The 24,393-nt window shown below is 59.5% G+C and carries 18 protein-coding genes; 10 read left to right on the forward strand and 8 right to left on the reverse strand.

Annotation, left to right across the window (positions count from 1 at the left end):
- The first annotated feature begins 27 nt into the window (after window positions 1-27).
- From FGZ14_RS07825 to FGZ14_RS07835, 3 genes are all read left to right on the forward strand, one after another.
- Entirely contained in the window at window positions 28-3,192 is a 3,165-nt protein-coding gene (locus FGZ14_RS07825; RefSeq protein ID WP_139923026.1) for an efflux RND transporter permease subunit, read from the forward strand.
- Window positions 3,193-3,372: 180 nt separating this feature from the next.
- Complete coding sequence (locus FGZ14_RS07830; protein ID WP_139923028.1) at window positions 3,373-5,844, forward strand: M1 family aminopeptidase; 2,472 nt, start codon at window positions 3,373-3,375, stop codon at window positions 5,842-5,844.
- Window positions 5,845-6,041: 197 nt separating this feature from the next.
- Window positions 6,042-6,887 (forward strand): transporter, encoded by an 846-nt coding sequence (locus tag FGZ14_RS07835; protein ID WP_180754534.1) that lies wholly within the window; start codon window positions 6,042-6,044, stop codon window positions 6,885-6,887.
- 215 nt (window positions 6,888-7,102) lie between these two features.
- On the opposite strand, the gene FGZ14_RS07840 is transcribed toward FGZ14_RS07835, so the two are convergent.
- Entirely contained in the window at window positions 7,103-8,347 is a 1,245-nt protein-coding gene (locus tag FGZ14_RS07840; protein ID WP_180754535.1) for a M20/M25/M40 family metallo-hydrolase, read from the reverse strand.
- 173 nt (window positions 8,348-8,520) lie between these two features.
- Between FGZ14_RS07840 and FGZ14_RS07845 the strand changes: the two genes are divergently transcribed.
- A complete protein-coding gene (locus FGZ14_RS07845; RefSeq protein ID WP_139923033.1) occupies window positions 8,521-9,012 on the forward strand; it encodes an META domain-containing protein in 492 nt (163 codons plus the stop codon).
- A gap of 70 nt (window positions 9,013-9,082) precedes the next feature.
- Here FGZ14_RS07845 and FGZ14_RS07850 read toward each other — a convergent pair whose 3' ends face one another.
- Entirely contained in the window at window positions 9,083-9,826 is a 744-nt protein-coding gene (locus FGZ14_RS07850; protein WP_139923035.1) for a hypothetical protein, read from the reverse strand.
- 64 nt (window positions 9,827-9,890) lie between these two features.
- Window positions 9,891-13,340 (reverse strand): pyruvate carboxylase, encoded by a 3,450-nt coding sequence (locus FGZ14_RS07855; protein WP_139923037.1) that lies wholly within the window; start codon window positions 13,338-13,340, stop codon window positions 9,891-9,893.
- A gap of 201 nt (window positions 13,341-13,541) precedes the next feature.
- Here FGZ14_RS07855 and FGZ14_RS07860 point away from each other — a divergent pair, with 201 nt between their 5' ends.
- From FGZ14_RS07860 to FGZ14_RS07885, 6 genes are all read left to right on the forward strand, one after another.
- A complete protein-coding gene (locus tag FGZ14_RS07860) occupies window positions 13,542-14,255 on the forward strand; it encodes an SDR family NAD(P)-dependent oxidoreductase (protein WP_139923039.1) in 714 nt (237 codons plus the stop codon).
- Window positions 14,256-14,355: 100 nt separating this feature from the next.
- Window positions 14,356-15,678, forward strand: a complete 1,323-nt coding sequence (locus FGZ14_RS07865) for a deoxyribodipyrimidine photo-lyase (RefSeq protein WP_139923041.1) — start codon at window positions 14,356-14,358, stop codon at window positions 15,676-15,678.
- A gap of 206 nt (window positions 15,679-15,884) precedes the next feature.
- The gene (locus FGZ14_RS07870) at window positions 15,885-16,520 is read left to right on the forward strand and encodes a TetR family transcriptional regulator C-terminal domain-containing protein (protein WP_139923043.1); all 636 of its coding nucleotides are present in this window, start codon (window positions 15,885-15,887) and stop codon (window positions 16,518-16,520) included.
- A 134-nt stretch (window positions 16,521-16,654) separates the two neighbouring features.
- A complete protein-coding gene (locus FGZ14_RS07875; RefSeq protein ID WP_139923045.1) occupies window positions 16,655-17,968 on the forward strand; it encodes an AarF/ABC1/UbiB kinase family protein in 1,314 nt (437 codons plus the stop codon).
- Window positions 17,969-18,162: 194 nt separating this feature from the next.
- Window positions 18,163-19,023 (forward strand): dienelactone hydrolase family protein, encoded by an 861-nt coding sequence (locus FGZ14_RS07880; RefSeq protein ID WP_257883373.1) that lies wholly within the window; start codon window positions 18,163-18,165, stop codon window positions 19,021-19,023.
- A 225-nt stretch (window positions 19,024-19,248) separates the two neighbouring features.
- Window positions 19,249-19,734, forward strand: a complete 486-nt coding sequence (locus FGZ14_RS07885) for a DUF962 domain-containing protein (protein ID WP_139923048.1) — start codon at window positions 19,249-19,251, stop codon at window positions 19,732-19,734.
- A gap of 194 nt (window positions 19,735-19,928) precedes the next feature.
- Here the strand turns inward: FGZ14_RS07885 and FGZ14_RS07890 are convergent, their stop codons facing one another.
- The 5 genes from FGZ14_RS07890 to FGZ14_RS07905 all read right to left on the reverse strand — a co-directional run bounded on the left by FGZ14_RS07890 (window position 19,929) and on the right by FGZ14_RS07905 (window position 24,195).
- Window positions 19,929-20,516 carry a phenylalanine-4-hydroxylase gene (locus FGZ14_RS07890; protein ID WP_308217172.1) on the reverse strand — a complete coding sequence of 196 codons (588 nt, stop codon included), beginning with the start codon at window positions 20,514-20,516 and terminating at the stop codon, window positions 19,929-19,931.
- Complete coding sequence (locus tag FGZ14_RS22240) at window positions 20,517-20,687, reverse strand: hypothetical protein (RefSeq protein WP_308217173.1); 171 nt, start codon at window positions 20,685-20,687, stop codon at window positions 20,517-20,519.
- Window positions 20,688-21,370: 683 nt separating this feature from the next.
- Window positions 21,371-22,105: a phenylalanine 4-monooxygenase gene (locus FGZ14_RS07895; protein ID WP_139923050.1), complete on the reverse strand. Its 735-nt coding sequence runs from the start codon at window positions 22,103-22,105 to the stop codon at window positions 21,371-21,373.
- A gap of 242 nt (window positions 22,106-22,347) precedes the next feature.
- Entirely contained in the window at window positions 22,348-23,667 is a 1,320-nt protein-coding gene (locus FGZ14_RS07900; RefSeq protein WP_139923053.1) for a gluconate:H+ symporter, read from the reverse strand.
- 18 nt (window positions 23,668-23,685) lie between these two features.
- Window positions 23,686-24,195 carry a gluconokinase gene (locus FGZ14_RS07905; RefSeq protein WP_219601074.1) on the reverse strand — a complete coding sequence of 170 codons (510 nt, stop codon included), beginning with the start codon at window positions 24,193-24,195 and terminating at the stop codon, window positions 23,686-23,688.
- Between the last annotated feature and the right edge of the window lie 198 nt (window positions 24,196-24,393).

The raw sequence follows: 24,393 nt of genomic DNA on the forward strand, positions 1-24,393 counted from the left end.
ATAGCCATCAGCTAACAGCTCAAGAAAATGAATAAATTCATCCAGGGCATTATTGCCTTTTCGCTCAAGAATCGGGGCTTTGTGTTCCTGATGACGCTGGTCGTGATTGTGGCCGGGGTCATGAGCTACCGGAACACCCCCATTGAAGCCTTCCCCGACGTCACGAACACCGAAATTACCATCATCACGCAGTGGCCCGGCCGCTCGGCCGAGGAGATTGAGAAGTTCGTGACGGCTCCCATTGAAATTGCCCTGAACCCGGTACAAAAGAAAACCAGCATCCGGAGCACGACCCTCTTCGGGCTGTCGGTGGTGAAGGTGATTTTCGATGATGGCGTGGACGATGCTTTTGCCCGCGTGCAGGTCAATAACCTGCTTGACCAGGCCGACCTACCCGAAGGCGCCGACCCCGACGTGCAGCCGCCTTACGGCCCCACCGGCGAGATTTTCCGCTACACCCTCAAGAGCAAGAACAAAACCACCCGCGAGCTGAAAACCCTGCAGGATTGGGTGGTAGAGCGCAACCTGAAGGCGGTGCCTGGCGTGGCCGACGTCAACTCCTTCGGGGGCGAGGTAAAGGACTACGAAATATCGGTGAACCCCGGTAAGCTTCAGGCCCTGAGCCTTACCCCCCTGGACCTCTACAATGCCATTCAGCGCAGCAACATCAACGTGGGCGGCGACGTGATAAACGAGGGCCAGCAGAACTACGTGGTGCGCGGCATTGGCCTGCTCAATAACATCGGCGACATCAATAATACGGTCATCAAGAACGTGAACGGCGCCCCGATTCTGGTGAAGGACGTGGCCGTGGTGCACGAGTCGGCGTTGCCGCGTTTGGGCAAGGTAGGCCGGGGCCTGAACGACGACGTGCTGGAAGGCATTGTGGTAATGCGCAAAGGCGAAAACCCCTCGGAAGTTATTGCTCGCCTCCAGGAGAAAGTGGCCCTGCTCAACGATAAGATTCTGCCGTCCGATGTGAAGATCCAGAGCTTCTACGACCGGCAGCAGCTCATTGATTTCTCCACCGAAACCGTAATTCACAACCTGCTGGAAGGCATTATTCTGGTGACGGTTATCGTGTTCGTGTTCATGGCCGACTGGCGCACTACGGTTATCGTATCGGTAATTATTCCGCTGGCCCTGCTCTTTGCCTTCATCTGTCTGCGCCTAAAAGGCATGTCGGCCAACCTGCTGAGCATGGGGGCCATTGACTTCGGCATCATCATCGACGGCGCGGTGGTGATGGTGGAAGGGCTATTCGTGGCCCTCGACCATAAGGCCCACCGAATGGGCATGGAGCGGTTCAACAAGCTCGCCAAGCTGGGCCTGATCAAGAAAACCGGCCGCGACATGGGCAAGGCCATTTTCTTCTCCAAAGCCATCATCATCACGGCCCTGCTACCCATTTTCTCCTTTGAAAAGGTAGAGGGCAAGGTGTTCTCGCCCCTGGCCTGGACGCTGGGCTTTGCTCTGCTGGGCGCGCTCATCTTCACGCTCACGCTGGTACCGGTGCTCACGAGCATTCTGCTGAAAAAGAACGTGGTGGAGAAGGATAACTTCTTCGTGCGCGGCATTAACCGTGGCTCCGAGCGGTTCTTTTCCTTTACCTACGCCCGTAAAACAGCCAGTCTGTTGTTTGCCACCGTCACGGTAGTGCTGGGGCTGGGCTGCTTCCACTTCCTGGGCTCCGAGTTCTTGCCCGAGTTGAACGAAGGCTCCATTTACGTACGGGCCCAGCTGCCGCTGAGCATTTCCCTGGATGAAAGCAACAAGCTCTGCAACGAAATGCGCCGGGTGTTTCTCTCATTTCCGCAGGTAGGCGACGTGGTAAGCCAAACCGGCCGCCCCAACGACGGCACCGACCCGACGGGCTTCTACAACAACGAGTTTCTGGTGCAACTCAAGCACACGCCCGAAGTGCAGGCCGAGATGAAGCACAAAGACAAGCGCGAGGCCCTGATTGAGCACATGAAGGAAAAGCTGGCCCGCTTCCCCGGCGTGAACTTCAACTTCTCTCAGCCCATCACCGACAACGTGGAGGAAGCCGCTTCAGGCGTGAAAGGCTCCATTGCCGTGAAAATCTATGGCACCGACTTGAGGCTGATGGAAGAAAAGGCCCGGCAGGTGTACGGCGTACTCCGTCACATCAAGGGCATCGACGACCTGGGCGTGCTACGCAACATTGGCCAGCCCGAGCTGCACGTAGAGCTGGATGAGCAGCGCATGGCCAGCTACGGCGTAAGCAAGGCCGACGCCAATGCGGTGCTGGAAATGGCTGTGGGCGGCAAACAGGCCTCCCAGATGTACGAGGGCGAGCGAAAATTCCCTATTCGGGTGCGCTACCAGGAGCAGTTCCGCCAAACCCCGGAGCGCATTGCGGCCCTGATGGTGCCCACCCAAAGCGGCAAAACCATTCCGCTCTCCGAAATTGCTACCATCGGCACCGTGAACGGCCCCAGCCTCATCTACCGCGACGATAACCAGCGCTTTGCCGCTGTGAAGTTTAGCATTCGGGGCCGCGACATGGGTAGCACCATCGAAGAAGCCCAGAAAAAGGTGGAGCAAGTGGTTAGCCTACCCAAAGGCTACAGCATGAAGTGGACCGGCGACTTTGAAAACCAGCGCCGCGCCACCGAGCGCCTCGCCCAGGTAGTGCCCGTGTCCCTGGCCCTGATTTTCTTTATCCTGTTCATTCTGTTCGGCAACCTGAAAGATGCGGGCCTGGTGCTACTGAACGTGCCCTTCGCCATTATCGGCGGTATTGCGGCCTTGCTCATCACCCACACCAACTTCAGCATCTCGGCCGGTATTGGGTTTATCGCCTTGTTTGGCATCTGTATTCAGAACGGGGTAATTCTGATTTCGGTGTTCAAGCAGAACATGGCCCGCAAGCTCAGCCTCGACCGGAGCATCCACGAGGGCGTCACCAGCCGCGTCCGCCCCGTGGTGATGACGGCCCTGATGGCAACCATCGGGCTGCTGCCCGCTGCCCTCAGCACCGGCATCGGCTCCGAAACCTCCAAGCCCCTGGCTATTGTGGTGATTGGCGGCCTGATTACCGGAACCCTGCTGACCCTATTCATCTTCCCACTCATTTTCGAAAAAGCCTACCGCGCCGAGCATTCCAAATATGCCGACGACTTTACGCTCCACCCCGAGCGGCACCAGCCACCTGTGCTGGTGCATTAAGGGGTAATTGGTTTAGTGGATAAACAAGAGTCGGCTTTTGGCCGGCTCTTGTTTGTTTCGGGGGTAGGAGTTTTTTCTACGCTAGGTAGGCCCTACCCCCTGCCGTGCAACCAAGCCGATTTCTGGCGCATCTGTGCAGAAAAGTTTGCAACTAGCAGCCCAATCCTTGCTTCTTATTTCATGACGAAAGCTTTTCTGCTGAGCCTCGGCCTGCTGGGTGCTATGCCCGCCCTGGCCCAGTCGCCTGTCGCCCGCCCCGATTCCGCCGCTACCCTCCCCTACCGCGAAACCGCCCGCAAAGTCAACGCCCTGGTGCACACCAAGCTGGATGTGCGCTTCGACTACTCCAAGCGTCAGCTGCTGGGCCGCGAGTGGGTGACATTGCAGCCCGTGGCCTACGCTACTGATTCCCTGCGCCTCGATGCGAAAGGCATGGATATCAAGTCGGTGACGATGGTAAACGGCAACGATACCAAAACGCTGAAGTTCGACTACAACCAGGAGCAGATGTTAGTGCACCTGGATAAGCTTTACACGCCCGGCCAGCAGTACACCGTGTACATTGAGTACGTGGCCAAGCCCGATGAACTGAAAACCAAGGGCAGCCAAGCCATTACCGACGCCAAAGGACTGTACTTCATCAACCCCGACAGCACCGAGGCCGGCAAGCCTCGCCAAATCTGGACCCAGGGCGAGACGGAAGCCTCCTCGGCGTGGTTCCCCACCATCGACAAGCCAAACCAGAAAACCACCGCTGAAATCAGTATGACGGTGCCTGCCCGCTACGTCACGCTCAGCAACGGGGCCCTGACCAGCCAGAAAAACAACCCCGACGGCACCCGCACCGACACCTGGAAGCAGGAGCTGCCTCACTCGCCCTACCTCTTCATGATGGCCGTGGGCGACTTCAAGATTACCAAGGATACCTGGCGGGGCAAGGAAGTAAGCTATTACCTCGAGCCCAAGTACGCGCCCTTCGCCAAGCAGATTTTTGGCAATACGCCCGAAATGCTGGAGTTTTTCTCCCAGCGTCTGGGGGTAGATTACGCCTGGAATAAGTACGCGCAGGTAGTGGTGCGCGACTACGTGAGCGGGGCCATGGAAAACACCTCGGCAACTCTGCACGGGGAATTTCTGCAGAAAGATGCCCGCGGCTTGCTGGATGCCGAGTACGCCAACGGCGAGTCGGTTATTGCCCACGAGTTGTTCCACCAATGGTTCGGCGACCTGGTAACGGCGGAAAGCTGGAGCAACCTGACGGTAAATGAGTCATTTGCCGACTTTTCAGAAGCCTTGTGGGCCGAGTACAAGTACGGCCAGGACGCCGGCGACGCCCACGCCTACATGAACATGCGCAACTATCTGCGCAGCCCCGCCGATGCCCAGAAGCACCTCGTGCGCTTCCACTACGCCGACAAGGAAGACATGTTTGATTTGGTGAGCTACCAGAAGGGCGGCCAGATCCTGAACATGCTGCGCAACTACCTCACCGATGATGTATTCTTTGCCGGCCTGAAAAAGTACCTCACCGACAACAAGTTCGGCAACGGCGAAGCCCACCAGCTGCGCTTAGCCCTGGAAGCTGTATCGGGCCAGGATCTGAACTGGTTTTTCAACCAGTGGTACTTCAGCGCCGGCCATCCAGTAGTTACCATCGACTACGCTTACGATGCCGGCCGCAAGGAGCAGACGGTTACTATCAAGCAAACTCAGCCCGGCCAGGTATTCCAGCTGCCCATGGCCGTGGATGTGTACGTGAACGGCAAAGCTCAGCGCCATCAAGTAGTGATGCGCCAGGCAACTCAAACGTTCCGCTTCCCGGCCGCCAGCAAGCCTAACCTGGTGAACGTGGATGCTGATAAGGTGCTGTTGTGGCAAAAAACCGACAACAAGCCCTTCGCCGAGTACGCTTACCAGTACAAAAACGCCCCGCGTTTCGTGGATCGTCGGGAGGCTGTAGCGGCCGCTGCCCAACTGCCCCCCACCGACGCTGCCGCCCGCCAGCTTCTGCTCACGGCCCTCAGCGACAAGTACGCCGGCCTGCGCCTCTCGGCTCTCTCTGGTTTGAAGCTCGACGACAAAGCTGTGCAGAAAGCCGCTGCACCTGCCATCCGCAAGCAGCTGGCCCAGGAAAAGAACACCAACAACCAGGCGGCTATGCTGCTGGCCCTGGGTGAGCTGGGCGACAAAAAGGATACGAAAGCCTTCACGCAGGCACTCAACAGCCAGTCGTACGCAGTGCAGGGCGCGGCCCTGCAGGGCCTGGCTTCGGTGCAGCCCAAGCAGGCCCTGGCGAAAGCGCAGGCCCTCCAGAAAGACGCGAATGGGACCGTTGCCGCTGCCGTAGCCGCCGTGTACGCTGAGTACGGCGACGCCAGCACCTGGGCCTACGTACGCGACCAGTTCGATGCGGCCGGTCCCCAGGGCAAGTTTCAGATGCTGGAAAGCCTGGTAGGCTTCATGTCGCGCCTGAACGATGCTACCGTGCTGAATGAAGGTGTTGAACGCCTGCAGAAGCTGGCCGTGCAGTACAAGAAGTACGGGGTAGATGAGCCCATCCTGGCTATGCTGGACAAGGTGCAGCAGAACAAACCCGCTGACCAAAAAGCCAAAGTGCAGGCCGCTATGCAGGCCATCAGGCAGGCTCAGTAAGCCCCTGATTTTTCTTGATTTTTTTAAAAAGGCCGGAACAATATTCCGGCCTTTTTATTAACCAATTTTCTCAGAATAGTGCTTCTAGGAGGCTGTTTTCAGAGCAGCGGGTTATCACGTAAATAACCCAACAGAGTTACATCATCTTTGTAAAATCGAACTATTATGGCGTGGCTGGCGTCGGAGTAAGCATGCGAATGACCACTCTGCTGACCGCTGGCACGCTGCTGCTTGCCGGCCCGGCCTGCACCCTGGCCCAAACCACTGACCCCAACCTCGGCAATGAGGAGTCGCCGTTTGTGCGCCTCATCCGCCCCGACCGGCCGGGTCAGACCATCACCACCAACATGCTCTATCCGGGCCAGTTTCAGTTAGAAACCGGCCTTACCCGCTATGACGGGGGTAGCAGCGTAGGCTACGCCGGGCGCACGGCCTGGGGTAGTACCTTGCGGGTAGGTTTTTTCAACCACATTGAGCTGCGCGCCACCCAGAACTATCTGCTTACGCCTGCTACCCGCCCGCTCACGGCCGAAGGGGCTCCTACCCCATTTGCCGGCCCGGCGGGCTTCGCGCCGCTGAACGTAGGGGCGAAGTTTCTGGCCTCCACGGTGCAGAACGCCCGCTCCCAGGTGGTAGTGCTCTTCGATATGAACCTGCGCAACGGCGATGCCTCCTTCCAGAACAAGCAGTTCGAGCCCGGCGCCCGCCTGTTGGTGTCGCAGCAGCTAGGGCAGCGGTTTGGGCTGGAAGGCAACCTGGGCTTCCGGCAGCAGGGCTTTAAGGCCGAAGGCACCAAGCAGGGCCAGTACCTGACGACCCTGGCCCTCAACGGCCCGATTTCCGCCAACAACCACCTGGGCTTCTTTGCCGAGACGTACGCCACCTGGCAGCGCCAACAAGGCTGGCGGCCGGGCCTCACCTCGGGTCTGTTCTTCCGCCCTACCCCCGGTTTGCGCCTGGACGTGACGGCGGCCCACGGCCTGACGCCCGCAGCGGGCGGCTTCAATGTAGGGGCCGGCCTGAGCATGCGCCTAGGCAAATAGTGAAACTGTGAATGAGTGATTGAGTAAAGGCGCGTTGTCATGGCGAGGAGGCACGACGAAGCCATCCTTCCTGACCAATGTGCTACCTCTTAACATGTGACAAGCCCTTACCTCCGTGCTGGAAATAAGGGCTTGTTCCTTTATCAGGCTTATCACAGGTAAAGAGGAAGGATGGCGGCGCTTCACTCGCCATGACACTTCACTTATTCCCTTATTTACTGCTTCACCGATTCCGGAGCGATGCGCGTGGGGGTTTGCTGGCCGCTGATGATGCCGGCGGCGCTGCGGCCGATGGCCGAGATGACGTTGGTCATATTTACTAGGTTCAGGCTTTCCACTTCATCGTCCACGCTGTGGTAGCGTTTATCGTCCGGAATCTGGTCGGTGCTGATGGTGTGGGCCGGCACGCCCAGGCGGGCCAGGGTGGCGTTGTCGGAGCGGTAGAACAGGTTTTGCTCGGGATAGGGGTCGGGCTCGAAACGGAAGGTAGTGCCCTTGGCGCCTTCCTGCAGCAGCTTGCCAAAATCCGACTTATCGAAGCCCGTGATAAAGGCGGAGTTGGGACCGAACTTCGCCTCTTTGCCAATCATTTCAATGTTAAACATGGCCACCACCTGCTTGGGGTCCAGCTGCTGGGAGAAGTAGCGCGCCCCAAAGCCCCCGATTTCCTCGGCTACGAAGGCCACGAATACGAGGGAGCGGGCGTTGTCATTTTTCTGCTTGAAGTACTCGGCCAAGGCTACTACGGCCGAGGTGCCGCTGGCGTCATCGTCGGCACCGTTGGCAATGGAGTCGCCCTGCACGGCCGGCAGAATCCCGATGTGGTCGTAATGGCCGCTGAAGACTACCTGCTCAGGGGCGCGGGCAGCATCTTTGCCCGGTAGCATTCCCACAATGTTGCGCAGCTCCACCGTCCGGATGGTGGTGGTGGCCGCCACCCGGAACTTCAGGGGCGCGGGCGGGGCAGCGCCCAGCACAAACAGGGTGGTAAACGGCGCGGGCTTTTCGGGGCGCAGGCCGCCGCGCTGCAGGTAGCCGGCCAGGCGCTTGAAGGCTGCGGCCTGGGCCGGATCAACGAATACAATGGTGTTTTCGCGGGGCTCCAGCAGGGGCCGGGCTTCGCGCAGAAGGTTACCATCGGCCCCAACGGTTACGATGCGGGCTGCGGGCTCATCGTCCTCGGTCCAGTTCAGGTGAGGCTGCCCCGACACCAGCAGCATCTTGTCGGGGCTGAGGTTGGTGCCGTTAATGGATACGAAGGCAGCGGCCGTACGTATTTCGTAGGTCGGGAAGCTCTGCTCGAAGCCTTTCAGGCCCGGCAGGGGCTGCAACCCGGTGCGCTGAAACTCGGCCGCCAGAAACTGGGCCGCTTTTTGCCCACCGGGTTTGCCGGAGGCCCGGCCCTGCATATCATCGGCGGCCAGCGTGCGTACAACCCGCTCTACCGTGCCAGCCGACACGGTAGCCTTGACAACTTGAGCTGTTTTTTTCTGCCCGACCGCCGTATGCGCGCAATAGAATAAAAGGGAGAGTAAGAAGAAATTTCTCATGGCCCAAAATAGCCATTTTGTTTCATCCTGAAGCTATTGTTTCATTCTGAAGCCGCCCACGGCTTTACTTTTCTGAGTTGTTTATGTCTGACTGCCCAATGCGCAAGCCGGCCGTTCTTTCTTCCATCCTCCTGAGCTGCCTGCTGCTTGCGGGAGCCTGCCAGCCACAGCGGGCTACCACCTCCGCGCCGGCCATCAGCAACAGCACACCAGCCGCTACCCCGGCAGCGCCTTTACGGGGCACGCACTGGGCGCTGCGCCTGCTCAACGGGCAGCCCCTCACCCCCACTCCGGCCCAGGAAGTGTACATGCAGTTGGGAGCCGCCGAGCAACAGGCCCAAGGACAGGCCGGCTGCAACCGTTTTCGGGGTACTTTCGAGCTGCCCGCCGAGGGCCAGCTGCGGTTTGGCGCCCTGCTGTCCACCCGCATGGCCTGCCCGGACCTGCCCACCGAAACCCGATTTATGGCCGCTCTGACCGCCACACGCTTCTACCGTATCAGCGGCGACACCCTGTACCTGCACGGCGAGGGAGCCTCTGACACCCTGGCTACCCTACTGGCCCAAAAACAATAAAATGCCCAACGGGCTACCCCGGCGGTTGCCAGAGTAGCCCGTTGGGAAGTCTTGGGGCAAGGAAGCCCGTCTATTTGTCGGCGGCGGCGAGAACTGCGGTCCACTCTGCATCGGTTTTCGCGGAGGATGATTTGGGAGCAGCTTTCAGGGCGCCGGCCAGGTCGGGGGCCGCAGCCTGCAGGGCCTTGAGCGTCAGCTTTACGGGCACTACGGTACCATCGGGGCGCCGCAGGTAGTAGGCTGACTTGTCCTCGATTTCATCGAAACGCCGGTCAGTGCTGTAGGCCCCCTGGAAATCGGCTTTGCGCAGGGCCTTGGCGTAGCGTTTCAGCAGCGCGTATTTGCCCTCATGCAGCACCTCCACGTAGTCCGTGCGCTGGGTTGGCACGGGAGCTTCGGTAAAGCGCCGGAACAGGCGCTTGCGGGTGCCAGTGGCCGTAAGGGCCGGCTCCTCCAGCTCGAAGCTGGCCAGCAGCCGGTCGTCCAGCTGCAGGGAGTCGTTGGGCCGGTTAACGGGGCGCATGAGCAGGCGCTGATTGAGCACGTCGTACTTGAGCGGCACGGGGGCCAGGGGCACATTGTTGGTCATGCGCAGGCGAGCCGGCAGCCAGCGGTTGTCGGCGTAGGGCGAGCCTTTGGTGGCTTCTACCGAGCCCCGCGGAACCACCGTGGGGGAGCCGTTTACCAGGGCATTGAGGTTGGCCTGGGCGGCGGCGCCAACCTGCTCAATCTGCGGCTGCTGGGCATAGGCCGTTTCAACTGCGGCCACAGGCAAAGCCAGCGCCAGTAGTACTGCGGAAAAACGAAAGGACATGGGCACAAGGAAAAGAGGGAGAGTTCTTTTCTCTAAACTACTGGTTTCCGGCTGAATTTCGAACCTACCCCAGGGTCAGCACCAAATCGTCGGCATTCACGAGGGTGCCTTCAGGCAGGTTCACGGCCTGTACGGTGGTGTCGTCTTGGGCCGTGATGGTGGTTTCCATCTTCATGGCTTCGATGATGAACAGGGGCGAGTTCTTGCGCACCTGCTGCCCCGACTCGACCAGTACTTTGGAAAGCAGGCCTTGCAACGGCGCTCCAATCTGTTTCTGGTTGGCCTTGTCGATTTTCGGGTTCTGCACCTTCTTGACTTCCACCGAGTTGTCGCGGATTTCCAGGTTGCGACCCTGGCCGTTGAGGGTAAAGAACAGGGTGCGGCAGCCGTCTTCGTTTACCGGGCCCACGCTCTGCAACCCCACGATAATGCTTTTGCCGCGGGCAATGTTGATGATGGTTTCCTCGCCCAGCTGCAGGCCGTAGTAGAACACCGGGGTAGGCACCACCGACACGTCGCCGTACTGCTGCTGGTGCTGCCAGTACTGCTCGAACACTTTGGGGTAGAGCAGCCAGGAAAGCACGTCGGTGAACTTGCCGCGCTGCCCGAACTTCTCCTCGAACCGCTGCCACTCCTGGTCGAAGTTGATGGGGGCCAGGTGCTCGTTGGGCCGGTCGGTGAAGGGCTGCTCGTCTTTCAGAATGGCCTTCTGCACCTCTTGGGGCCAGCCGCCTTCGGGCTGCCCGATGTCGCCGCGGAACAGTTCCCGCACCGATTCGGGGAAGTTCAGGGTCGGGCCTTTCTCCAGCACGTCGGCCGCAGTCAGGTTATTGGACACCAGGAACAGGGCCATGTCGCCGACTACTTTCGAGGAGGGAGTTACCTTCACAATGTCGCCGAACAGCTGGTTTACATCGGCGAAGGTGTGCTTAATGGTTTCAAACTTATCCAGCAAACCCAGGGCCGCCGCTTGGGGCCGCAGGTTGGAGTACTGCCCACCCGGAATTTCGTGCTGGAATACCTCCGAAGTACCCGCCTTCAGGCCCGACTCGAAGGGGTAGTAATGCTCCCGCACCGTGTCCCAGTAGTTGCTGAATTCGTTGAGCGACTCTTGCTCAAACTCGCGGTGGCGCTCCTGCCCGCGCAGCATTTCCACCACGGAGTTGAAGTTGGGCTGGGACGTAAGGCCCGAGAGGCTACCCAGCGCCACATCAATCACATCGACGCCAGCTTCCACGGCTTTCAGGTAGGTAGCGGGCTGTAAACTGCTGGTGTCGTGGGTGTGCAGGTGAATGGGCAGGCTGATGGTGTCGCGCAGGGCCGTAATCAGCTCGGTGGCGGCGTAGGGCTTTAACAAGCCGGCCATGTCCTTGATACACAGGATGTGGGCGCCCGCGTCCTCGATTTGTTTGGCCAGGCGCAGGTAGTAGTCCAGGTTGTATTTCTGGTTGCGCTTGGGGTCCAGAATGTCGCCGGTGTAGCAGATGGCGGCTTCGGCCAGGCGGTCCGTCTTGTTGCGCACGAAGCCGATGCAGGCTTCCATACCGGGCATCCAGTTCAGGGAGTCGAAGATGCGGAACACGTCGATGCCGGTTTCGGCGGCCTGCTGCACGAAGCGTTCGGTGAGGTTGTCGGGGTAGGCTTTGTAGCCCACGCCGTTGGCCCCGCGGATCAGCATCTGGAGCAAGATGTTGGGCACGGCGGCGCGCAGCTTGGCCAGCCGCTCCCAGGGGTCTTCGTGCAGGAAGCGCAGGGCCACGTCGAAGGTAGCGCCGCCCCAGCACTCCAGGGAAAAGGTTTGCGGATGCTGGCGGGCGTAGCGCTCGGCCACTTTCAGCATGTCGTAGGTGCGCATGCGGGTAGCCAACAGGCTCTGGTGGGCGTCGCGCAGGGTCGTATCGGTGTAGTGAATCTGCCTCTCCTGGCGCAACCACTGAGCAAAGTCGTCGGGGCCGAGCTCGGTAAGCTTTTGCTTGGTGCCAGGCGGGGGCGCTAAAGTCAGGTCGGCCTCGGGCAGCAGGGGCTTGCGCAGCTCGCGCTTGGGGTCCACATGGCCCTTCACGTCGGGGTTGCCGTTCACGATGACGTTACCCAGGAAGCTCAGGACCTTAGTGGCGCGGTCCTGGCGGGTTTTGAATTTGAACAGCTCGGGGTGGTCTTTGATGAAGTCCACGTTGGCCTCGCCGGCCATGAAAATGGGGTGCGCAATGATGTTCTGCAGAAACTGGATGTTGGTGCTCACCCCACGCACCCGGAACTCGTCCAGCGTCCGGGCCATCTTGGTGGCCGCGCCTTCCAGGGTAGGCGCCTGGGCCGACACCTTCACCAGCAGGGAATCAAAGAAAGGCGAGATGCGCACCCCGGTGTACACCGAGCCTTGGTCCAGGCGAATCCCGAAGCCGCCAGCGGAGCGGTAGGCCGTGATGGTGCCGTAGTCGGGCTTGAAGTCCTGCTCGGGGTCTTCGGTGGTGATGCGGCACTGAATGGCTACCCCCACTTTCGGCGGCTTCACATCAGGCCCCAGCCCTATTTCGGGGTCGGTGAGGCGGCGGCCATCCGCCACATGAAGCTGGGTTTTAATCAGGTCCACGCCGGTAATCATTTCCGTAACGGTGTGCTCTACCTGAATGCGCGGGTTCACCTCGATAAAGTAAATCCGGTCGTGCTCGGGGTTCACCAGAAATTCCACGGTGCCCACGTTGTTGTAGTTCACGGCCCGGCCTAGGCGCAGCGCGTACTCATATAAGAGGTGGCGCATGTGGTCGGGCAGGTTGAGCGAGGGCGCTACCTCCACTACCTTCTGGTAGCGCCGCTGCACCGAGCAGTCCCGCTCATACAGGTGGGTGAGGCCGCCGTAGTTGTCGGCCACGAGCTGCACCTCAATGTGCTTGGGCCGCTCCACGAACTTCTCCAGAAAAACGGTATCGTCGCCGAAGGCTTTTAGGGCCTCGTTGCGGGCCTCGAAGAATCCTTTCTCCAACTGCTCATCATCCCGAATCACACGCATACCCCTACCCCCGCCGCCAGCCGCAGCCTTCAGCATCACGGGGTAGCCAATGCGGTGGGCTTCTTCGCGGGCCACCTCAAAGTCGGTAAGGTCCTGCAGGCTGCTTTCAATAATGGGCACCTGGCACTCCACAGCCACTTTCTTGGCGGCCACCTTGTCGCCGAGGGCTTCCATGACTTCCGGCCGCGGCCCCACGAAGATGATACCTTCCTCGCGGCAGCGCCGGGCCAGCGTGGCGTTTTCCGAAAGGAAGCCATAGCCGGGGTGAATGGCATCGACGCCGTTTTCCTTTGCTGCCCGAATCAGCCCTTCAATGTCGAGGTAGGGCTTCAGCGGCTCATCGTCGCGCCCGATCTGGTAGGCCTCATCGGCTTTGTAGCGGTGCAGGGAGTACCGGTCTTCGTAGGTGTACACGGCCACCGTGGTAATGCCCAACTCAGTAGCGGCGCGCATAACGCGAATGGCAATTTCGCCCCGGTTGGCGACCAGCAGTTTACGGATATTCATCGTGGAAAGCGGTGTAGGGAGTAGAAGTGGAAGGCGTGGTGCAAGCTACGGAACGAAGCCCAGAACAGTTAGCGAATTTTTGCTAATTGATAAAATTTCGCTGCTATATACTCCTTAGGCTGCTGCCATAAGAAAGGAAAATATTCCTAAACCTTCATGCCACAGTTCAGTTCTGCTACCATATCTACCGCCTACCCACATATGGAATTCGCGAACAAGAACATCCTCCTCGTTGGGGCCTCGTCCGGCATTGGTCTGGCCACGGCTCAACTTCTACATAAGCTGAACGCAAACCTGTTCACAGCCTCCCGCCACCTCTCCCCGGAGCTGGCTGAGCTGAACACTACTTTTCTGGAGCTGGACGTGACGCAACCCCTGGGCTCCGCTCTGGATGGCTTGCCTGAAGTATTGCACGGGGTTGTGTACTGCCCTGGCTCCATCAAGCTGCGCCCCTTCGAGCGGATTCCGACGGAAGATTTTCGGGCCGACTTTGAGCTGAACGTACTGGGCGCGGTGCAAATCCTGCAAGCCAGCATGAAGCGGCTGAAAAAGGCTAATGGTGCCTCCGTAGTGCTATTTAGCACGGTAGCCGCCGATACAGGTATGGCCTTTCACGCCAGCATTGCCACGGCCAAGGCGGCCGTGGAGGGCCTCACCCGCGCCTTGGCCGCCGAGTACGCCGCCAGCGGCATCCGGGTCAATTGCGTAGCGCCTTCCCTGACCAACACGCCCCTGGCCGCCGCCCTGCTCAGCACGCCCGAGAAGGTAGAAGCCGGAGCCAAGCGCCACCCCTTGCAGCGCATCGGCGAGCCCCAGGATTTGGCTTACATGACTTCCTTTCTGCTCTCCGACCACAGCGCTTTCATCACCGGGCAGGTGCACGCCGTAGATGGCGGTATGGGCCGACTGAAGTAGCTTTTGGGTAGTGCCCGGAATATTATTTCTACCGGAGGCTCCTACCCCCGGCCGGGGCCCCAACCCTCTGGTTTAATTGCTAGCTCTGACGCTTTACTCTATGCCCATCACCCTGTTCTGGCACCGGCGCGACCTACGCCAGCACGACAACGCCGGCCTCGCGGCGGCCCTGCAAAGCGGCCACCCGGTAGTGCCCCTGTTCATTTATGACCGCGAAATTCTGGATCTGCTACCCTCCCGCCGCGACGCAAGGGTGACGTTTATTTATGATGAAGTGGAGCGCCTGGCTCGCCAGACCGAGCAGCAAGGCGGTACATTTCTGGCGTTTTTCGGTCGGCCCCTGGAGGTTTTCGAGCAACTCCTGAGTCAGCACGAGGTAGCGGCCATCTACACCAATGAGGACTACGAGCCCTACGCCACCGAGCGGGACACGGCCGTAGCCGAGTTGGCCGCCCGCCACGGGGTAGCGTTTCACGCCCTTAAGGACCAAGTCATCTTTGCCAAGAACGAGCTACTGGGCAAATCCGGAAAGCCGGCGCGGGTGTTTGGGGCCTACCGCAAGGCCTGGCTGGAAAAGCTGCGCGACGAGGACCTACAGCCCTACCCCTCCGCTGACCTTTATACTGGCCCTAACCTGGCCCAGCTGCCCCAGGCCCCGCCGCGCCCGACCCTGAGCGAGATGGGATTCCAGGAGTTTCGGCAGGAAGTACCTGCCAACGAGCTGCCGCCCGAGGAGCTGGTGCGCAACTACCACCTTACCCGCGACTCGCCGGGCCGAGTGGACAGCAGCACCCGTCGCTCGGTGCACCTGCGCTTTGGCACTCTGAGCGTGCGAGAGCTCATGCGCCAGGCCCGGGACCTAAACCCGAAGCTGCTGGCCGAGCTCATCTGGCGCGACTACTTCATGATGCTGCTCTGGCACTACCCCGCCACGGCCACCGAAAGCTTTGAGCCGCGCCTGCGCCAGGTGCCCTATCGCAACAACGAAGCGGAGTTTCAGGCCTGGTGCGAGGGCCGCACGGGTTACCCCCTGGTAGATGCCGGCATGCGCGAGCTAAACCAAACCGGCTACATGCCCAATCGGGCGCGCATTGCCGCGGCGGGCTTTCTGGTGAAGCACCTGCTCATCGACTGGCGCTGGGGCGACCGGTACTTCGCCGACAAGCTGCTGGATTATGACATGGCCCAGAACGTGGGCAACTGGCAGTGGATGGCCGGCACTGGGGTAGTAGCGGCCCCCTGGTTCCGGGTATACAGCCCTCAGAGCCAACAGGAACAGTACGACCCTACCTTCGCCTACGTGTGGCAATGGGTACCCGAGTTTGGCACCTGCGACTACCCAAAGCCCATTGTCGACCATAAGTTTGCCCGGGAGCGTGCCATCGAAACGCTGCGCACCGCCTATCGGGCGGGGGGAGAGTAAGTCCGGCTTTCCGGCAACTTAACTACCTGTCATCCTGAGGCAGTAGCCGAAGCCGAAGGACCTCTCCCGCGTCATTGCAGTAGTAACTCAACAAAACTGTAGAGGCACTTCGCGCTCCTCAGGATGACCGTTTTTATATTCTGATATCCCGCTTCTTATTCCTAACTGCTGAGCAACTTCCTACCCCCTCTAGCGGTTATAAAGTCATGGAAAAGGACCGCATCAAACAAGCCTACCTCGATTACGTGTTGCGTAAGGGTACGCCCCCGGCGTCGGTGTTCAAGCTGACCAAAAAGCTGGGCCTGCCGGAGCAGGAATTCTACCGCTACTACGCCAACTTCGACGTGCTCGACCGGGAGCTGTGGGCCGATTTTGGTCGGGAGGCCTACGACATTGCCTCCAAAGAACCCGTGTGGGCGGAGTATGGCGCCCGCGAGAAGCTGCTGGGCTTTTACTACACCTTGCTCGAAGTGCTGAAGCGCAACCGCAGCTTTGCCCTGCAGGCCCTGCGCCGCTCCCTGCACCGCATGCCCGGCCTCACCCCGCGCGTACTCGATGGGTTGCGCCAGGAGTTTGAGGAGTTCGTGACAAATATCCTGCGGGAAGGACGGCAAAGCGGGGAAATTGCTACCCGTCCGCTTATCGAAAACACCTACCCCCGCTTTTTCTGGCAGCAACTGCTGTTCGTACTGGGCTTCTTCGCCCGCGACGAGTCCGTGAATTTTGAGCGCACGGATGCCGCCATTGAGAAGGCCGTTACGCTGAGCTTCGATCTGGTAGGCCGCAACACCTTCGACTCAGCCACCGATTTTGTGCGCTTTCTGGTGCAGAATCGTCGCTAGCTACGGGCCAGCCCATGATACGGCTAGCCACGTTTTCTATTCCTTATTTCATCGGGCTGCCGAAGGATCTTCCTTGACAAGAGTCTTTTCCGGCCTGAATTTCTGCCTACTAGCTACCCACTGGCCGCTTTCCTATGGCTGATTCCGCCGAGAATACCCCGCTCAATTCCCTTCCCACCACCAAAGTCGCCCGGGCGGCCCGCTTCGCCAAAACCGGCCTCAACGTGGGCGCCAACTACGTGAAGCACTACGCCAAGCGCGCTGTAGGGGCCGATAGCTCCACCGCCGACCTACACCAGGCCAACGCGACGGAACTCTACGGCGCTCTAAGTGAGATGAAAGGCTCGGTGCTGAAAGTGGCCCAGATGCTGGCCATGGAAAAGAACATTCTGCCCACGGCCTACGCCGAGCAGTTTGCCCAGGCCCAGTACCAGACGCCACCGCTGTCGGGGCCACTGGTGGTGAAGGCGTTTCGGGATGCCTTCGGGAAGTCGCCGTTTGAGGTCTTTGATACGTTTGACCTCAACGCCCGACAGGCGGCCAGCATCGGGCAGGTGCATCGGGCCGAAAAACACGGCCGCACCCTGGCCGTGAAGGTGCAGTACCCCGGCGTGGCCGACAGTATCCGCTCCGATATCCGGCTGGTGAAGCCCATTGCCCTGCGCGTGCTGGGCCTCGATGAAGCCACCGTGCGCCCTTACATGCAGGAAGTGGAAACCCGGCTGATTGAGGAAACCGACTATGCCCTGGAGCTGCGGCGCGGCCAGCAGATTGCGGCCGCCTGCGCCAGCCTGGCTAATCTGCAGTTCCCTGCCTACTACCTCGAGCTGTCCGCCCAACGCATCCTAACGATGGACTGGCTGCCCGGCCAGCACCTCAAGGAGTTTCTGGCCACCAACCCCAGCCAGGAGGTGCGCAACCAACTGGGCCAGGCCCTCTGGGACTTCTACATGTTCCAGCTGAACACCCTGCGCCAGGTGCATGCCGACCCCCACCCCGGCAACTTTCTGCTGCGGGCTGATAACGGCGGTACGGTAGGCGTGCTGGATTTTGGCTGCGTAAAGGAAATTCCGGCCGACGTGCACGGCCTGTTCACTGCCCTGCTCGCCCCCGAAACCCTGGCCGACGAAGCCCGCCTAACCACTTTGCTGACCCAGGCGGGGGTAGTAAAACCCCAGGATCCGGAAGCGCAGCGCACGTTTTACGTACGCACCATGCAGGCCTCCCTGGAGCTGGTAGGCCGTCCGTTCCGCCAGCCTACCTTCGACTTCGGCGACCCGGCGTATCTGCAGAGCCTCTACGCCCTCGGCGACGACCTCATGCAGCAGCCCGAGCTACGCCAGCAGCGCGAGCCTCGCGGCTCCGAGCACTTCATTTACCTTAACCGCACTTACGTGGGACTCTACGCTTTGCTGACTGAGCTGCAGGCTTTCGTGCGGACCGCTTAGCATGGATGAGCACCTTTTATTGTCATTCCGAGCATTCTGCGTATCAAGCAGAGACGAGGAATGACAAACAGCCTAACGCTCGAACTCCAAAACCAAACGGCTCCGCAGTAGTTTAAGCAGTCCGGCGGCACTCATGTAGTTACATGAGTGCCGCCGGACTGCTTCTTTTACCACATTTCTCCTCACCCACATCCATGAAAAAACTCTGGACTCTTTGTGCCGCGCTGCTGAGCGTGGTGTCCATGGCTTCGGCCCAAACCCTGAGCTGCTGTGCCAAACCAGCGGCTGGCCCGAACGCCACCGAGGTATTCGCCATGCTGGCTTCTAATGAAGACTTTTCGGGCGGCCACGACGCGCCCCTACCCTTCTCCTACCAGGGAACCGGCGAAATGGTGGAGTTTAAAACCACCGACGGCCAAAGCAGCAAAGCCTTTGAAATCAAGAGCAACATCCGCTCCGATAAGTATCTGCTGGTAATACATGAGTGGTGGGGCCTCAACGACTACATCAAGCAGGAAGCGGCCCGCTTCGCCAAGGAACTGCCTGGCGTCAACGTCATTGCCCTCGACCTCTACGATGGACAGGTAGCTACCGACGCCGATCAGGCCGGCAAGCTCATGCAAGGCGTGAAAACCGAGCGGGCTCAGGCCATCATCAAAGGAGCCCTGCTCTACGCCGGTCCGAAAGCGCAGGTAGCCAGCATCGGCTGGTGCTTCGGTGGGGGCTGGAGCATCCAGACGGCCCTGCTGGCCGGCCCCAAAGCCAAGGGCTGCGTGGCCTACTACGGCATGCCCGAAAAGGATGTCGCCAAGCTCAAAACCCTGAACACCGACGTGCTTTTCGTCTTTGCCAAGCAGGACAAGTGGATCAACCAGGAGGTAGTAACTCAGTTCGAGAAAGACATGGCCGCCGCCAAGAAAGGCCTGACGGTGAAGGCCTACGACGCCGACCACGCCTTCGCCAACCCCTCGAACCCCAAGTACAACAAGCCCTTCGCCGAAGACGCTCACGCCGCCTCCGTCGCCTACCTCAAGAAAAACCTCAAACTCAAATAAATCACGGATTTAGACAGATTTGTCGGATTTCACGGATTGTGTCTAGTGTAAAAAAGGCGGCCTGTTTGGGCCGCCTTTTTGTCATTCCGAGTGAAGCGAGGAATCTGGATCCGCCTGAAGCGGGTAACTCAGATTCCTCGCTTCACTCGGAATGATAGGGGTAGCAGAGTAGCTAAACCCAGCCAAATCTGTATCTTTTGGCTGCTCCATTTTCCTGCCTGTCCTATGGAAGTTCCTACCCCTTCTCCCGTCCAAAACCTGCTTGATGAGTACGGCGAAAGCCACCAGAACCCCACCAACAAGCTGGTGCATTGGGTGTGCGTGCCCCTGATTATGTTCTCGATTCTGGGCTTGCTCTGGTCGATTCCGGTGCCGGCGGACCTGCGCGCCATCAGCCCGTGGCTGAACTGGGCCACGGTGGTGATGGTGCTGGCCGTGGCCTACTACCTGCGCCTTTCGGGCCGGTTGGCTTTGGGCATGGTGCTGGTGTGGGTATTGATGGCGGCCCTGTTGCGGGTGGTTGATGCGGTGGCCGTGCTACCTCTCTGGGCCGTGTGCCTGCTGGTGTTCGTGCTGGCCTGGATTGGGCAGTTCTGGGGACACAAAGTGGAGGGCAAAAAGCCTTCCTTCCTGAAAGACCTGCAGTTTCTGCTCATCGGCCCGCTCTGGCTGCTGCACTTCATCTACCGCCGCCTGGGCTGGCGCTATTAAGTAACTTAGTGAAGTGTCATGGCGAGGATAGCGAAGCCATCCTTCCTCTCTACCTGTGATAAGCCTGCTAAACAGACAAGCCCTTACTTCCAGCACGGAGGTAAGGGCTTGTCACATCATAAGGGGTAGCAATTTGCTCAGGAAGGATGGCTTCGGTGCCCTCGCCATGACACTTCACTACTTCACTCATGCACTTATTCTACCAGCCGGGCCTGCAGTTGCTGCAGGGCCTGGGGTAACTGCTGCATATCTTCCAGCACGAAGTATAGCTCCTGAAATTTATCTTTCTCGAAGGCCGTGTCCAGCACGCCGTCCAGGGTGAACGGGAGGCGGGTAGGCTGCTCGCCCAGGCTGAATTTCACTTCGCCGTGCGAGGACAGCAACCCAGCCCCGTAGATGCGCAGGCCATCGGGCTGCTGCACCAGCCCGAACTCGGCCGTGAACCAGTACAGCCGCGTGAACAGCTCCAAAGTGCCGGGCCAGCGGTTAGCGTGGTGCTGAGCCGCCTCGCCCAGTTGCTGCAGAAACTCCGCAAATCCGGGGTTTGTCAGCAGCGGCACGTGCCCGAATACATCATGAAACATGTCGGGCTCCTCCAGGTAATCGAGCTGCTCCAGCTTGCGCAGCCAGGTAGTGGCCGGAAACTTGCGCTGGGCCAGAAGCCCAAAAAACTCCGCGTCGTCCACGAGGCCGGGCACTACTACCAGCTCCCAACCCGTCAGCTCCCGCAGGCGCGGGTTCACCTCCCGAAAATCCGGGATTCTGTCGCGGGTAAAGCCCACCTATCCTACCCCTTCCAGAAAGGCATCGGCGGCCCGACCAGGTAGTAAGGCCAGCTGTCGGTCGAAGAGCAGCTGCCATACGTGCTGGTCGGCGGCGGTGTAGCGGCTATAGTCCTGGGTCAGGAGGGGCAGGGCGGCGGAAGCAACGGGAGCAATCAGAGAAGTCATCATCTGAAACGAGAAATTGGGGTGAAAAAGAAAAAGCCTGCCTCCGCACGAAGCGGAAGCAGGCTTTTGAAAAGTGTCGGTAGGAAAAGTTGCTATCCTCGCTGACACGCCGTGGCCGCTCCGCTCCGGTGGGGAGCGTAATAAGCGTAGGCGTAATAGCGCGAGGTCAACAGCATGGGAGCAAATGTAAGACAGGAAACGAAACCAGCAAGATTAAGCTGAGCCGTAGTTCGCGGTTCACTCTTGCTGGCACTTTGCCACCAAGACATTTACTCGAACAACATCAGGCAGATTCGATAGCGGAACATAGTATCGCACAAAACCAGGCCCAATCAAACCAAAGTGGCTTATACAAACTACTGTATGTTATTAAGTGATGTTGATAATGCTAGCGCCTACGCAGCCTCTTAAGTATTCCCCAAAGCCCAAAACTGAGGAGAATGAAGAGGAGGGACAAAAAAACAGGCCATCCTATTACGAAGAGGATGAATAGCCAACCTAACAGGTGCTCTACGACAACGGGCAAATGAAAGCCTGAGGTTAGCCATGCTATCAGTAGAACTGAAAAAAGCAGCACTAAAACAACACGCAACAGGAAAGGCATGCCCCAAGGTAGAAGCCCAAATCGATTTTGTGTGACCTACTCGAAAATCATTCAAGCCCCTACCCCTCCTGTTTTCCTGAACCTACTCCACGGGCTGCAGCTGCCAGCCAGAGGAGAACAGAGCGGCTAGGTCGGCAACGCTTTCCGTGAGCTGGTCCCAGCTGTTGAGCACAAAGTACTGCTCCTGCAAATGGGCTTCGCTGTAGGGCGTGTGTAGCACCGTGGCCAGGTCGAAGGGGTGACGGCGGGTAACGTCGCTGATGCAATGGTGGATTTCGCCGGAGGAGGAGAGCAGCCCGGCGCCGTACATGCGAGTTTCGCCGCGCTCCTCTACCAGACCAAACTGCACCGTGAAGCCATACAGCCGTTCCAGCCGCTGCAGCGCCACGGCATCGTGGAGGTGACGGGCGGCCACCTGGCCCAGGAAGTGCAGAAAATCGGCAAAGGCCTGGTCCATCAGCAACGGTACGTGCCCGAAAACGCCGTGGAACAAGTCGGGCTCTTCAATGAAGTCGAATTGCTCCATGGACCGGATCCAGACGGTAGCTGGAAACTTGCGCTGGGCCAGCAGCCCGAAGAAGTCAGCATCATTCAGCGCACCCTGCACGGGTTCCAGCTGCCAGCCGGTAGCTTTCTGCAGGCGCTGGTTTACTTCCTCGAAGTTGGGAATAGCATTGCGGTGAAAGCCTACCGCTGCCAGCCCCTGCCCGAAGGCCGAGCAGGCGCGCTTATGCAGCAGGGCCGTTTGCCGATCGAACAATACCTTCCAAACCAACTGGTCCTGGGCGGTGTACTGGTCGTAGTGTTGCTGTACCATGAGAATGTGCCGGTTATAGGGCAGAAAAAAAGCCCGGCTCCTGTTTCGGAGTCGGGCTTTTGCTTGATTTTCAGAGAAGTGTCATACTGTGCTGCTACCTTCCATGTTCGCAAAGAGGCCCGACCTCGCCCTGCACGGGGCGAATATTCATCAGGTTAAAGCACTTCGCGGTTAGGTTCAGCATGATGCTGCAAATATATAGTATTTCAGAAACAACTCGCACAGCCTGAGCCTGGTTTTTCTCAGGCGGCCAGTATCCAGTCGAGCAGTAGCACCCCCGCCAGCCCCACCACCGACACGATGGTTTCCATCATGGTCCAGGAGCGAAACGTGTCGCGCGCGCTCAGGTTGAAGTACTCCTTGAACAGCCAAAAGCCCGCATCATTCACGTGGGACAAAACCAGACTGCCGGCCCCAATGGACAGCACCATCAGGTTCGGGTTGACGTGGGCCTGCGCTACAGTGGGCAGCATAACCCCGGCCGCCGTGAGGCCGGCAATGGTAGCTGAGCCCAGGCACACCCGGATGACGGCCGCAATCAGCCAGCCTAGCAGCAGAGGCGGTAACCCGGTGCCCTGCAGCCCGGCCGCCAAATCGGCACTGACGCCGCTGGCTACCAGCACCTGCTTCAGGGCGCCTGCACCGGCAATGATGAGCAGAATCAGGGCCACATCTTTAATAGAGGCCGAGTACGCCTCCATCACGGCCGGCAGCGGTTTGCCCAGGGCCGTGCCCAAACTGAAAGTGGCTACCCCCACCGACACCAGCATAGCCACAGCCGGCTCGGCCAGGAACGCCAGGGCGGGGGTTAGGGCGTTGTTGGGGGGTAGCACGGCCTTCAAGCCCAGCACACCCACCAGCAACAGCACCGGCAGCAACGACGATAGGAAGCTATTCAGCTTGCCAGGCAGAGCGCTTTCCGGCAAGGATTCTACCTGAAAACTAGCCAAAGGCACCGACACGATACCTCGCAGGGTGCGGCCGTACACCGGCCCGGCCAGAATGATGGCTGGAATGGCAATGAGCAGCCCGTAGAGAAACGTGAGGCCCAGGTTGGCGTGAAACTGGGCTACCAAGGCGGTTGGCGACGGGTGCGGGGGTAGGAACCCGTGCATCACCGACAAGGAGGCCAGCATGGGCAGGCCCACGTACACGGCCGGCAGCTGGTACTTATACACCACCGAGAAGATAAGCGGAATCATGAGCACGAAGCCCACATTATAGAACAGCGGAATACCAATGATAAAGCCCGCCACCATCATCGTCCACTGGATGTGGCGCGTGCCGAACGCGGAAATCAGGACGGCGGCAATCTGCTGGGCGGCACCGCTTTCGGCCACTAGCTTGCCCAGCATGGCCCCCAGCACAATCACCAGCAGCACCGAGCCCAGCGTATCGCCGAGGCCCTGGTAGATGGCAGCCATTAAGGGGCCCGGCGCCAACCCGAAGGCCAGCCCTACCCCTATCGTCACCAGCAAAAAGGCCAGAAATGCGTGCACTTTGGCCCAGCTGATGAGCCCAATCAGCACCAGAATGGCTACCAGAAGAATCAGGAATGTCATGTGGCGAGTGGCTTCCGGTTAGCGGGCACTGCCTTTTTCCTGCTCCAGATAGGCTACTATTTGGTTGACCAGGTCCGAGGGAGTGTCGTCGATGGGCAGGCGCAGGCCGTAGGTGGGTTTTTCCAGGGCGGCAAACTGGGAGGACAGTAGCGCCGAGCCCATGTAGTGACCTTCCCGGTTGGTGAGCCGCTGCCGCACCAGTTCCTCCGAGCCATCCAGAAACACCCACGTTACGGGGCCGCCGGCCATCAGCTGCTGCCGGTAGCTTTCCTTCAGGGCCGAGCAGGCTAGCACCGCGCCACCGCTCTGGCTCCATTCCCGAATACCGGCCGATAAAGCCTTCAGCCAACCTTTCCGGTCCTCATCAGTCAGTGGGGTGCCGCCGGCCATCTTGGCGATGTTGGCGGGAGAGTGAAAGTCATCGGCATCATGAAAAGGCACCTGCAGCCGCCGGGCCAGCAAGGAGCCCACCGTGGATTTGCCCGAGCCGGACACCCCCATTACAATAATCACCTGAGCTATAGACATAGAAGAGCTGGAAGGATTGAGGCGAAAAGCATTGCCAAGAGGCGCTTATGCGCTTACGGCATCCCAACGGTAACAGTCGGAGCGAATGGCCCGCTCCGGAGGAATACTGGCCCAAGATAAGTTCAACTTTGAGAAAGGGGTAGGCGCAGGCAGGGTAGAAATGCATCTACTCCTAGTCTCCCGTATCAGGCCAGAGAA

Source organism: Hymenobacter sp. DG01, from assembly GCF_006352025.1.
In the GTDB taxonomy this organism is placed as follows: domain Bacteria; phylum Bacteroidota; class Bacteroidia; order Cytophagales; family Hymenobacteraceae; genus Hymenobacter.